9 protein-coding genes are annotated in these 13,621 nt (G+C 42.9%); 6 read left to right on the top strand and 3 right to left on the bottom strand.

Annotated elements, in window-relative coordinates; translation table 11 throughout:
• Positions 1–61: 61 nt before the first annotated feature.
• Both QUB25_RS11520 and ychF read right to left on the bottom strand, forming a co-directional pair.
• Positions 62–427: a phage holin family protein gene (locus tag QUB25_RS11520; protein ID WP_333030414.1), complete on the bottom strand. Its 366-nt coding sequence runs from the start codon at positions 425–427 to the stop codon at positions 62–64.
• A 21-nt stretch (positions 428–448) separates the two neighbouring features.
• Complete coding sequence (gene ychF / locus QUB25_RS11515; protein ID WP_333061714.1) at positions 449–1,540, bottom strand: redox-regulated ATPase YchF; 1,092 nt, start codon at positions 1,538–1,540, stop codon at positions 449–451.
• A 121-nt stretch (positions 1,541–1,661) separates the two neighbouring features.
• Between ychF and QUB25_RS11510 the strand changes: the two genes are divergently transcribed.
• A complete protein-coding gene (locus QUB25_RS11510) occupies positions 1,662–2,018 on the top strand; it encodes a hypothetical protein (protein ID WP_333061713.1) in 357 nt (118 codons plus the stop codon).
• Positions 2,019–2,151: 133 nt separating this feature from the next.
• Here QUB25_RS11510 and QUB25_RS11505 read toward each other — a convergent pair whose 3' ends face one another.
• A complete protein-coding gene (locus tag QUB25_RS11505) occupies positions 2,152–2,400 on the bottom strand; it encodes a gamma-aminobutyric acid A receptor, epsilon-like protein (protein ID WP_333061712.1) in 249 nt (82 codons plus the stop codon).
• Between the two features lie 491 nt (positions 2,401–2,891).
• Between QUB25_RS11505 and QUB25_RS11500 the strand changes: the two genes are divergently transcribed.
• From QUB25_RS11500 to QUB25_RS11480, 5 genes are all read left to right on the top strand, one after another.
• A complete protein-coding gene (locus QUB25_RS11500; RefSeq protein WP_333183419.1) occupies positions 2,892–3,785 on the top strand; it encodes a C39 family peptidase in 894 nt (297 codons plus the stop codon).
• Between the two features lie 88 nt (positions 3,786–3,873).
• A complete protein-coding gene (locus QUB25_RS11495) occupies positions 3,874–7,506 on the top strand; it encodes a caspase family protein (protein WP_333183418.1) in 3,633 nt (1,210 codons plus the stop codon).
• Positions 7,507–7,556: 50 nt separating this feature from the next.
• Positions 7,557–8,330 (top strand): hypothetical protein, encoded by a 774-nt coding sequence (locus QUB25_RS11490; protein ID WP_333183417.1) that lies wholly within the window; start codon positions 7,557–7,559, stop codon positions 8,328–8,330.
• Positions 8,331–8,450: 120 nt separating this feature from the next.
• Complete coding sequence (locus QUB25_RS11485) at positions 8,451–12,881, top strand: nSTAND1 domain-containing NTPase (RefSeq protein WP_333183416.1); 4,431 nt, start codon at positions 8,451–8,453, stop codon at positions 12,879–12,881.
• A gap of 91 nt (positions 12,882–12,972) precedes the next feature.
• Positions 12,973–13,509 carry a GUN4 domain-containing protein gene (locus QUB25_RS11480; RefSeq protein WP_333183415.1) on the top strand — a complete coding sequence of 179 codons (537 nt, stop codon included), beginning with the start codon at positions 12,973–12,975 and terminating at the stop codon, positions 13,507–13,509.
• Positions 13,510–13,621: the final 112 nt, after the last annotated feature.

Raw genomic sequence — 13,621 nt, 5'->3', positions numbered from 1 at the left:
TGCGATAACTAACAGGATGAATAAACCCGCCCCTTCCTTCCGCCCAGCGCGTTACCTTTCTCTATCTTACACTAGGCAGAGTCCGCAACAGCTCATAAAGCAAAGAGTTGATAAAACCGAGGGCTATAGCACCCAGCAAAGCACTCCAAATTCCCCACCGCAAGCGAAATCCATCCACTAGCCAAGCCGCCAATCCAAAGATAATCGCGTTGATAACAATTATCCACAAACCAAAAGTTACCAACACCAATGGAAAACCCAAAACCACAAAAAGCGGCCGCACCAAAGCATTCAGCAATCCAAAAACCGCCGCCGAAATCATCGCTTTTCCAAAAGTGTCAATGTCCACCCCGATCGGCAACTTGGAAATAATAAAAAAACTCACCGAAGTTACCAGCCAAGCAATTGCCAGCGAAACGATATCCATGTGTTCATCTCCTTAAAAAAGCTAAACATTAAATCGGAACAACAGCACATCCCCCTCTTGTACAACATACTCTTTTCCTTCACTGCGAACTAAGCCTTTTTCCTTAGCTGCATTCATCGCGCCCGTAGCAACCAAATCTTCATAACTCACAGTTTCGGCCCGGATGAAACCCCGTTCAAAGTCCGAGTGAATAACCCCTGCAGCTTGCGGTGCTAACATTCCCGCAATAATTGTCCAAGCGCGAGTTTCCTTCGGGCCGCTAGTAAAATAAGTCCGCAAACCCAATAATTCGTAAGTAGCTCGAATCAGAGATTTCAAGCCCCCTTCTTTTACCCCCAGAGATTCTAGGAAATCCGTTCGTTCTTCCTCGGATAACTCCACCAATTCTGACTCAACTTGCGCCGAAACTATGACAACCTTAGCATTTTCTTTAGCTGCTACTTCCCGCACTTGTTCGACATAGCTATTTCCCGTTGCTAAATCGTCATCAGATACGTTAGCAGCATAGATAATTGGTTTGTTGGTCAGTAATTCCAAACCTTTAACTAATTCAGCTTCTTCATCTGTGAAATTATACTGCCGCGCCGGTTTCCCCGCATTCAAAACAGCGACCAATTTTTCGAGCACATCCACTTCGGCCTGAGCTTCCTTGTTGTTGCGGGCCAGCTTGCGAGTGCGATCGAGCCGGCGTTCAATTTGAGCTAAATCTGCTAGAATTAATTCGAGATTGATAATGTCAATATCTCGGATCGGATCGACAGAACCCGCAACGTGAATGATATCGTCATTCTCAAAACAGCGGACAACGTGGACGATCGCATCTACGGCCCGAATGTGAGACAAAAACTGATTTCCCAGTCCTTCTCCCTGACTCGCCCCCTTCACCAAACCCGCAATATCCACAAACTCCATCCGCGTCGGCACAGTTTGCACGGAATTGGAAATATTGCTCAGCACCTTCAACCGTTCGTCTGGCACTGCCACGATACCCGTATTTGGCTCGATCGTACAGAAAGGAAAATTAGCAGCAGTCGCCTTGGCATTAGCAACCAGAGCATTAAACAAAGTAGATTTGCCAACATTAGGCAGTCCGACAATTCCGGCAGTAAGCATAGCTATTTAGAAACATATCACTGTTTCAAAATATCATAAGCAATAGCAATATATCTGACTTGTGCTTTCTAACTTCTAAAGCTAAGCTTGAATAAATATACAACTTGAGGTAGATGACTCAATGGTTAACCAGTGGTTAAGCAAAGTAACGATGGCTGTGGGGCTGTCGCTGCCTCTTTTAGCGCTCACAGCAGCTAGCGTTTTCGCTCAGACGGTCACAATTTCGGTAATTAACAACAGCGGCAAGACGATGACAGCCGTCTATATGTCTCCTCCCGATCAGGATACTTGGGGAAAAAACGAGTTAAACGCCCCGATTGCCGATCGGGAAAAGGCAGAGTTTCAGTGGGATCAAGCTGACTACGTGGACTCGGATGCGGGCTGTGTTTTTGATGTCAGGGCCGAATACGCTGACGGCAGATCGACTGATTTAGCTGCTGTTGACGTTTGTAAAGAGACTGCGCTCAACTTCAATTAATCGATAATCTACGCAAAAACCGAGTTTTTTCAAGTCTGATATTCATCAAAAAGATTGGGGACTTGGGAGAAAGTCGGTTTTTGCGATCGACCTCACAAACAATCTTAAATTTCGCGATCGACTAAAACATAATTTATACAGGTTCAGGGATTGTCTGAGGAATAGGCTCCGGCACTGTCTGAGGAATTGGAGAGGGTACAGTTTCCGGCACCGGTTCAGGAATTGGCTGGGGAATTGGCGCAGGTACCGGTTCCGGTACTATCCCGGGAATCGGTTCGGGAACGGGACCCGGCACTGGTGGCGATGCGGGTATAGTCGGCAGCCCCGGTTCGGTACTGGGAATCTGCGGGCCTGGAAACGGAGTAGGGTTAGGAAAAATCACGGCAATTCTATTAATAACTCGATACAATCATGCTAGATAAAAAACTAAAAATACGACATCTATCTAAATAGTGAAAATTTATTAAATTTGATATTTTGCACCTTTTTTAATCAGCTTTTTGGAGTAGACGAAAGCAACCGGGTTTATCTGTATTTGATTTTTTATGCTGACCGGAAGCAATTTGGTCACAGCCCCCCGGTACAGGCCGTGAACCCTTGAAAAAAGCGTAGCCTACTCATCACCTGCGATCGCTACAGCCCGTGGGAGCAATTCTTTAATCTAAAATCTAAAATCGATCGCCCTCCGAAAAGCCTTGCTAGCGTGTAGTTTTGGAAGACACCTAGCCAAAAGTACAGTTTCTGTCCTGTACTTACGGCCAGTTAGGAGCTGGCCTTTTGGCTAATTTAAAACTCAACTAAAAGCTAGGAACTTTTTGGGGATTGCTCTCTTACGATTGAACCTAACATCATTACCAGTTCACGAGGTAAAGAATGAACACCCTAGAATATACATTGCGTTTTAAAGACAATTCGCTGCTGAAAGCTCGCCCACTCGAAACATCACTATTATCTCCCGATCAAATCCTCAATTACAAAGCCGGAGAGGAAATTTTTATCAGTGCGTACACCCCTAATTTGCAAGGTAAGTATATTCGGGTTTTCCTCGATGAGTTCGACAGTTCCTCAGTAGAAACAGCCCCGAAGCAATATTACTGCATTGGCGATGATGTTGAAATTTCCTTAACTGCTGTTTCGCGAGGCGATTCAGTAGCTCAACATTACCCGCCGGTATTGCCTTCCAAAGTCAATTTAAAAGTCACTTACCATTCTCAACTTAATAATTTAGAAAATCCTTATGGGGCTTGCAATGTAACTTCCCTAGCAATGGTACTCAAGTTTTACGGGGTAGATTATCGCACGAAAGAAGATATTAACAACGACGTACAGCTTGAAGACATACTTTACCAAAAAACTTTAGATTGGGATGCAGAATATGGGTTCGGCGGTGCTAATTGTAGTCGCCATCAGCCACAATTCTTGATGCGACTGCTCCGAGAATCGGGTCAAAAATATGGTGACGGCAAGCTTCAAAATTCTTACTTTAAGAACGTGACCTCAGAGCAGGAAATCAAACAGCATTTGGCGAAAGAAAACCCAGTCATCGTTCACGGTTATTTCACGAATTCCGGTCATATCATTGTCATCAAAGGTTATGACGATGCAGAGGGGGTTTGGATCTGTAACGATCCCTATGGCAAATGGCTAGGTTATCAGGGTGGATATGACAATAACGCTAGCGGTGGAGATGTTCGCTACACTTATTCCGACCTTCGAGCTGTTTGGGATGTGGGTGGCGAGACTTGGTGTCATTTTCCAGTTCCTTAATATTGTTAATAGCTAATTATATTGTGAGAGAAACCATTAGTAATTAGCGATTAATACAAAGCAAAATACGCTAAAAAACAAAATATTTATGGCTAAAAACATCTACGTACTATTGGTCGGTATTGACAACTACAATCCCAATTCCGAGCCAAAAATTTCCTCATTAAAAGGTTGCGTCAATGACATTAAAGGAGTAGAAGCATATCTCCGGGAGCGAATTGCTAATTATAGCGATTGGAAACTGGTAGAGCCTACCAACCAACCTTGGATACTTCTCGATCGGGATGCTACTCGTCAGGCAATTATCAGTGGCTTCCAGCAACATTTGTGCAACGCCGATCGCGATGATGTTGTATTATTTTACTATTCCGGTCATGGCGCTCAAGAGAAAGCACCAGAAGAATTTTGGGACTTAGAACCAGACCGTCTCAACGAAACATTAGTTTGCTACGACAGTCGCACGGATGGCAGCCGCGATTTAGCAGACAAAGAATTAGCTTACCTCATCTCCAAAGTCGGAGAAAAAAATCCCCAAGTTCTGGTTATTTTAGACTGCTGTCACTCCGGTGCGGGAACTAGAGATTTATCTCAAGAAATAGGAGTGAGACGATCGCCTGTAGACACGCGCGATCGCCCTTTAAGCAGTTTTCTTTTTGCTGATGACCAAACAGCATTAAAAGAAATGTTAACTTCTCCTGTCTATCTGGAAAAGAAGACGACAGGCGTAGTATTACCAAAGGGAAAACATATCCTGTTTTCTGCCTGTAGAGACTACGAACTGGCAAAAGAGTATCAAGTAGAAGACGGTCAACACAGAGGAGCTTTTTCTTACTTCCTCCTGCAAGCATTGCAGCGGACAAATGGCAATATAACCTATCGAGATTTAGCGAGAAATATTAACGCACTGGTGTGTGGAAAAGTCAAAGAACAGTCGCCGCAAGTGGAAGCAACTAATCCAAAAGAGTTAAACAAACCTTTTTTGGGCGGTGCAATTAAAGAACGTCCTTTTTACTTCACTTTAACTCACAGCCAAAATCAGAATAGTTGGGTAATTGATGGAGGTGCTCTCCACGCTATTCCTAAACCCTCGGATGGCGGAGATACATTATTAGCCTTCTTTCCCGCAGGCAGCACAGCCGAACAATTGCGCCAACTTTCAGCCGCATTAGGTGAAGCGAAAATAATTCAAGTACAGCAGCAACGCAGCAAGGTAAAAATTATTACTGGCAATGATCAACTATCAAAAACAGAAAGCTATTGGGCAGTAATCACCAGCTTACCTTTGCCACATTTAAAAATTTATATTAAAGGCGATGAAGGTGAAATCGCAGGTGTAGAATTAGCGCAGCAAGCACTGTTAACCGCAGCAGCAGGCAACCAGCATTCACTGTACATTTGTCAAGTAGAGGAATCCAAATCAGCCGATTATCATCTATTAGCTAAAAACGGTCAATATTGGATTTTCCAGCCAGAAGACGATCGTCCTTTAGTAGCCCCAATCCCCCAAGAGATTGAAGAAGATGCAAGTTACACCGATCAAAATGCTTTTGAAGCGATCGTTCGTTTAGAACATATAGCCCGCTGGCGTAACATTCTGAATCTTTCCAGTCCCGCTACCAGCAGCATTAACAGCGATGATGTGGAAATGGAAATTATCCTCCTCTCTGGGCAACAAGAATCTTCACCGGAGGAAGAAGATGGAGATATACCATCATCAGAAATGCGCGTAGAGTACATTTATGAAAACGGCGAATGGCAAGCGCCAACTCTGCAAATTAAACTGACAAATCACAGCAATCAAAAGCTTTATTGCAATGTTTTAGACCTTTCAGAAAGTTTTGCAATCGAAGTACCATTTTTTGAGTGTACAAGCAGCATTATCCTGCACCCAAAAGGAACAGAATGCTGCACAGAAATCGCCAGCGATCCAATGAATTTTCAAGTACCAGATAGATTTTTTGACCGAGGTACTACTGAGTACAAAGATATCTTAAAATTAATTGTCAGTACCGCCGAATTTGATGCAAGTTCTCTAGAACAAGATGGATTAAATCCTCCTCCTGCCAATCGTGCGATCGCGGAAAGTCAAGGAACTCTCGATCGTTTAATGCAGGGAGTCCATACCCGCGAAGCAGTGAAGGCTACAGGCACTTACGATAATTGGATGACGAAGGAAGTCGCGATTACAATTGTGCGACCCCTGGATGCTAAATCAATTACACCTAATCGCAGCACTTTCTTGCAAAATGGTGCTGTTGAAGTGCAACCTCATCCGACTTTGAAAGCAAAAGCAAATCTCACAACTGTACCGCAAGCTAGTAGAGATTTAGGGAATTTGATTTTACCTTCGATTTTGCGACAACAGCCTCGCATTACTCAGTCGTTTTATTTTACTACTAGCCGAGGTACTGACCCTGGTTTAAGTGCTTTTGAGCTAAGCGATGTCGAAGATTATACGGTTGTCACGCCAGAATCTCCTCTCAAGTTGTTAGTTAATACCGAATTAGCCGATAACGAACATCTTTTGCCTTTTGCTTACGACGGTGAATTTTTCTTGCCATTAGGACGAGGGAAAAAGGTTGGCAACAACAAGATAGAGATTACACTAGAACGTTTAGCCAAACCAACATCAACAGTTAACAGTCGCAGCTTGCAAGGTTCAATTCGGATTTTCATGGAAAAGGTAGCCCATCAAAAACTAGGCAGACCTTTTGAGTATCCGATTTTGGCTGTAGCTGATGTTGACGATACTGGTCAAGTTACTTACGACAAAAATCGGGAGATAGTTAAATCGAAAGTAACAGAAGCTCGGCGAATTATCCTTTACATTCACGGAATTATTGGCGACACTGAAAGTCTGGTTCCCAGCATCAAAAAAGCGGTAGTTGAAGTTGAGGGTCAGGAGCGTTCAATCAGAGAACTATATGACCTCGTTTTGACATTTGACTACGAAAACATTCACACGACAATTGAAGAGAATGGGCAGCTTTTAGGAAAGCTGCTGCAAGAAGTAGGTTTGGGAAAAAACCACGGCAAAGAGTTGCATATTGTAGCCCATTCTATGGGAGGTTTGGTTTCGCGGTGGTTTATCGAACGCGAAGGGGGAAATCAAGTCGTACAGCATTTAATTATGTTAGGTACGCCTAATGCTGGTTCTCCTTGGCCAACCGTACAGGATTTAGTTTTTACACTTCTCGGTATCGGATTAAATCAACTTTCAGAAATCTTTTTGCCTACGAAAGTAGTAGCTCAATTGCTGGAATATCTAGAAGAAAACGATCGCGCACTAGACCAAATGCAGCCAGATTCCCAGTTGCTCAAAGAACTTGCAGAAAATCCAGACCCCGGAGTTCCTTATACAATTATTGCAGGCGATCGCTCGATTGTTGCCAAAGCTAAAAAAGTCGATTCGGAGAAGAAATCTAGTTCGATACAGCGACTGGTACAAAAGCTGTTTGGTAAAAGTGTAGATCGAGTTGTAGATTGGACATTTTTCAGTCAACCTAATGATATTGCCGTTAGTATTGCCAGTATCAAAAGCGTGAAAGGCGATCGCACTCCTCAACCCACAATATTACTGCCAGATGCGGCTTGCAATCACCTGGGCTATTTTACCGAGAAAGCTGGCTTAGATGCACTAGCACTGGCACTTTCTCCTAGCTTAAATAGCAACATATATACGCTAACAAAATCTACTATTTCCCAAATAGACGAAGAGTAAATACACTGCTTAAAATAAACCGATGCTAATCAACTGTAACAGGGGTTAATATGAATCACGAACGCGAACCAAATATCTTTACTGATGAAGAAGCTTCTCCTTTTAAACACTTTTTTGACTTCAAAAAGTTTCGGAAAACACAAAAAGCGATCTTGTCTGGAGATAAATTATACGAATGGAACATTAAAGAACTACGCGATCGAGGTTACTTCGAGCCTTTATACTTCAATATTCAGGAAAGCGTCTTTGCTGCTTTACCTACTGTGGCGATCGTAAAAATTCTTGACTGGTTGTATGGAACAGAAAATGACAAGTTTGGGGAGTTGTTTCAAGGAACATTTGGAGTTCTTTGTGCTTTTGTCGCTCCTTTTGTACTCACTTTACTTGCTTCTCTTCTGGCAAAAGCATCGCTCAAGAAAAACGATTTGTCACCTTCTAAGATAGACAGAGCCAGGAAAGCGTATCTTTTTTTTTTTTTTGAGGGAGCTTATGGATTATACTTGCAAGGTTTATTTTCTCTAGTAACTTCCTTAATAATTTGGATGAGCCTTCCTGAGAACTCTCAGTTACAAATACCTTCAGAATTGTTTGTTATTCTACTTTTAAGTTTTCTTGTTTTATTAGCGCTTCAATTAAAAGTCACATGGTGGAATATACCAACACAACTATTTAAAATCAATGGTTATTCAGGGCGGAGTTCACCTCGGTTCAAATATTCTTGTAATCTTTTGTTTTCTCTTCTCGGAATTACTGTTGTTAACTTTGTTGTTGTTGCCTTTTTATCTGCGATAATAGCAGGATTTTTGATGGCGATAAAAGGCTAGAATTTTCAGAAAACCATACAGCTATAAATTTAATATTTCGTTGCAATGGATAGCTGCCTCCACTGTTAGCAGTTACCAATTCAACCCATAAATCTGCAAGTAGTTAGGGGAAATTTATTTATGCCTGAATTAAAACGTTCTCTAGCAGTAATTATCGGTATTGACGAATATATTAAGGGGATTCCCCCCCTGCAAAATGCTGTTAATGATGCTAAAAAGATGGCTGAACTGCTGACAGAAAAATATCAATACGAAGTTTTGCTGTTATTGGATTCAGATGCAACTCTCTCTCGTCTGAACGATTTATTGACAGCTTTTGAACAGAAAATAGTGCCTTTTCCAGACGGAAAAAAAGTGAAAGTTGAAGCGGACGATCGCCTGTTATTCTATTTTGCAGGACACGGTGAGGCCCCCGATCCGCTGGATACCTCAGAAGGGCCGGCAGGTTACTTAATACCCCAAGACGGACAGCAAGATAATCGCGCTACTTGGCTGAAGATGGTGGAACTCCACAATGCCCTACTTCAATTACCTTGCCGCCATATATTAATCATCCTCGACTGCTGTAAAGCAGGGACTTTTCGCTGGGCGACACGCAAACGAGAGGCTGTAGGAGCGCAAAAACTATACCGAGAAAGGTACGATCGCTACACCTCCCGTTATGCCATGCAAGTAATTACCTCAGCCGCCCACGATGAAAAAGCAGCCGATTCATCCCATCGTTTTGGAAAATTGGACCGCGAAATTTCAGGTCATTCTCCCTTTGCAGAACTGTTATTGCAGGGGCTAAACGGAGAAGCCGATATGACCAATGACGGCGCGATCGCGGCCACAGAACTCTATCTTTATTTAGACCGCGAATTAGCAAAAAAAAATGCCAAACAAACTGCCGGTATTTGTGACTTCGGGCGTCACAACGATGGACAGTATATTTTTCCCCTGCCCGAGTTCGATCGCGAGGGATTGCCCCCAGCCCCAATTCTCACTGAAAATACTAATCCCTACAAAGGCTTAGATTCATTTGATGAAGAAGATAGTGGCAAGTTTTTTGGCAGAACTGCTTTGACAGAAGAGCTAGTTAAATTTGTCGAAAAACATCAGTTAACTGTAGTCTTGGGTGCTTCGGGTTTGGGGAAATCTAGTTTGGTAAAAGCTGGATTAATTCCGAAATTAAAAGAAAGTAAATTTTGGTGCATTCTACCTGCATTTCGTCCCGAAAAGTCTCCCTTCTACGCTTTAAACGATTCACTAAAAAAAGCTGGTTTTCCCATTTTAGAAATGGCTTGCAAGCTGAATTGTTTAGATTCAAATGCCAACCATACTGGGTGGTACGAACAAGTTTGGGAAAATTTATCTAAAAACTTAACTGTCTGGAGCGAAAAGTATAGTGGTTGCAAATTGCTGCTGGTAATTGACCAGTTTGAAGAATTATTTACTGGCAATTCGGACAACCAAGAGCGAGAAATGTTTTTGGAGGGATTCGCCAAGGCACTTGAAACATTTCCCGATAGCCTGCGAATTGTAGTAACATTGCGAGACGATTTTGAATATCGATTCAGCAATACGGCTTTAGCGCCATTTTGGGAAGCTGCAAAATTTGATCGGCTGTCAAAAACGACGATAACGCGAGAGGAACTGCGGGCAATTATTGTGGAACCTACGAGAGATAAAGAAATTTATTTTGAACCGCAAGATTTAGTAGAGAACTTAATTTATGAAGTGATGCAAATGCCGGGAGGTCTACCTTTACTTTCTTTCACCCTCAGCGAGCTTTATCTTAAATATATCGAAGGTGTGGCACAAGGGAAAACAGATAATCGAGCCATGAATCAAGCAGATTATGATGAGTTGGGAGGAGTAGCAAAAAGTCTTACCAATAGAGCCAATGATGAATATACTAAATTAGTAAAGAAGAATAATGCCTACTCTCAAACAATTCGCAATGTTATGCTGCGGATGGTGGCGATTGGCGGCAGCGAGTTGGCTCGCCGACAAGTGCTAGATGCTGAATTAGAGTATCCAGAACCAGAAGAAAATGCGCGAGTTCAAGAGGTAATTCAACAATTTTGTGCGGCGAGATTGCTGGTGAGAGGAAAAGATATCAACGGCAATATATATACTGAACCGGCTCACGATATTCTAGTGCGACAATGGCCGAAGCTTCAGGAGTGGAAACATGAAAAAGAGGGAAAGTTAATCTTGCTGCGCAAACTAACAGATGCTGCCGAAGAATGGAAGAAGAAAGAAGAAGCTCAGCCGAGCGGTTTTCAAGCAAATATTGAAATTTTATTTGATTGCTGCGATCGCACTTTAGAGTTTTCCGAAAATTTGAGCAACAAAGTTATTGGTAAATTAGTTAGACTGTGGCAGGGAACATCGGATGAACAAAAGGATGGTCAAGATAAACGAGAAGACTTTCTTTGGCATACAAATCCTCGGCTCGATTTATTGGAAGAGCAAGTCAATTCAGATGAAATTTGGTTTAACAAGCTAGAAGCTGAGTTTGTGTACCACAGCATCGAGCGAAAACACCGCAATCGTCGTGTGTGGTGGAGTGGTGCGATCGCCCTATTCGCAATATTTAGCGTGTTGAGTGTTGGGGCTGCGATCTATTATAAAGAAGCACGAAACGCTAATCGAGAAGCACAAAAGGGTAAAGTCCGCGCTTATAGACAAGCCTCAGAAGCGAATTTGCTATTAAACAAAGACCTCGATGCCTTAATCGATAGCTTGCGAGCAGGAAAGTCTCTACAAGACCCTCGTTTTCAGTTATTTAAGTCAGAATTTAAACTCCAAAACCAAGTGAAATTAACCTTACAAAATGCCGTTTATTCTGCCAAAGAACTCAACCGTATCAAAGGACTTTCAGACCAAGTTAGTAGCATGACTGCAAGTTTTAGTCCGAAGGACGCTCTCCTGGCTACCATTGAAGATAACGGTACGGTCTGTTTCTGGAATTTGCATGGAAAATTGTTGAAAAAATGCCAAAAAGAACAACGTCAAATCACGAGCATTAGTTTTAGCCCGAACGGTCAGCAATTCGCTACCGCAGGAGAAGAAGGCACTGTCCGCTTGTGGGATTTACAGGGTAATTTTTTGAAACAATTGAATCCAGGCCTAGGTTGGATTAGGAGTATTAGTTATAGTCCTAAAAGTCAGCTATTGGCGATCGCAGGATTGAAAGGTACTCTCCTGTGGAACTTACAGGATGGTAAGGCGAAAAAATTGCCAGAACCTGAAAATAATTGGATTTGGAACGTCAATTTTAGCCCAGACGGACAACAATTGGCTACCGCCGGAGCTGATGGTATTGCCCGCTTGTGGAACTTGCAAGGTAAGTTATTGAAAGAATTTCCCAAGCACAAAGATAAGCTTAGGAGTGTCAGCTTTAGTCCCGATGGCAAAATGCTCGCGATCGCAGGAGATAATGATAATGTTCACTTGTGGAACTTACAAAATTCACAGCATGAAGAACTGTCGCAGCTCGATAACTCAACTTGGAACGTCAGTTTTAGCCCAGATAATCGATGGCTGGCTACGGCGGGAGGAGATGGTAATGTCCGTTTGTGGAACTTATCAGCAGGATCGTCGTTAGACTTAGCAAAACATCAAGGGCCAGTTAGAAGTGTCAATTTTAGTCCTGATGGCAAGCTATTAGCTACCGCAGGAGACAACGATACTATTCGCTTGTGGGACTTACAGGATAAATACTTAGCCGAATTGAAAGGGCATCAAGGTAAGGTTAAAAGCATCAGTTTTAGCCCAGATGGTCAACGAGTTGCTAGTCAAGAAGAAGATAGGACAGTCCGCTGGTGGAATTTGCAAGGCCAGGTTTTCGAACCAAGGAAAGACGATCGACTCGTCAATAACGATAGCTGTAAACTCAATGGTCAGCGAGTGGTCATGGGTGACAATACTAAAGGTGACAAAGCCTATTTGCAGGACTTGCAGGGTAGGTATTTGGCAGAAACAGCCCAAGGACATCCAAACGGACTACGCAGCATTAGTTGTACGGCTGATGGCAAATTATTGGCGACTGCTGGAGATGATGGCAAAATCCGCCTTTGGGATTTGCAGAGTCAGCCATTGATAAAGCAGGAGCGACGATTGCTACATCAAGTGAAAGTATGGGCAGGAGAGCAAAATTCACTAACAATAGTCCAATTTAGTCCAGATGGTATGCAACTGGTTACTGGAGGATTGGACGGTACTGTTCGCTGGTGGAACTTGCAGGGCGAACCTTTAGCAACATGGAAAATGGATCAAGGTTGGATTAGAAGCATCAGTTTTAGCCTAGATGGAAAGCTACTGACTACTGCTGGATATAAAGGAAATCCTAGTTGGATTAGAAGCATCAGTTTTAGCCCAGATGGAAAGCTACTGGCTACTGCTGGAGATGAAGGAAATCCTAAATTGTGGCGAATTGAATCTTTTGATGAGTTGATGGAGCGAGGTTGTGATTGGGTGCGTGACTATCTCAAGAATAATCCCAATGTTGAGAAAAGTGATCGCCATCTTTGTGATGAGATTAAACCCCTAGCCTTCAAGTAGCTGTAGCAGGACTTACGCAGAATGGCGAGCGCCCATTGCTTGAAAAATACCACAATTCACCATCTGTTTTAAATATCATGGAGGTCATTTTATGAAATCAGAAACCGTTATTGGAGTGGGGGGTTTAGTTGTAGGAGTTGGGGCATTAATACTTACTTTAATAGTCCCAGAATTCCGGTGCTTTCTTCGCCTAGACCCACAATGTGACTTAAACTACGCAAAACTAGAAGCTGCCCTGAAAAAAAGCGACTGGGAGAAAGCAGAACAAGAAACAACCCAGCTATTGCTTCAGGCGGCTAATCGGAGAGACGAACGCAAATTTAACGGAGAAAGCTGGGAAAAAGTTAGCTGTCAAAATTTGAAAAAGATTAATGATTACTGGGAGAAGAATAGTCACGGACACTTCGGTTTCAAAATTCAGGGAGGCATTTGGGAAAGGAATAGAGATGTGAACGAATTCGCCAAAACAGTGGGTTGGATTGATGAAAATGACAAGTGGCGAGCGCACCCCGAAGGTCTTAACTACGACAAGACTGCCCCTGAAGGGCATCTGCCTGGATGGACTGGTTTTAATGGCAACGAAGCTCTAGCAACTGCGTTTACTCGCTTTAAGGATTGTGGTTTGTAGCGCTCTTGCGGGATGTCCAGCGAAGCATCCGGTCTTAAACTTCAAGAGCTCATTAACCAAAACCAATCTATTCCTTTTGATGGCGTTAACTAGAGGCGCGATCGCCCCAACC

The sequence above is a fragment of the Microcoleus sp. B3-D7 genome, from assembly GCF_036705305.1.
Taxonomy (GTDB): domain Bacteria; phylum Cyanobacteriota; class Cyanobacteriia; order Cyanobacteriales; family Microcoleaceae; genus Microcoleus.
Note: the sequence above shows the minus strand (reverse complement) of the source record. Positions and strands in the feature narration are given on the sequence as shown.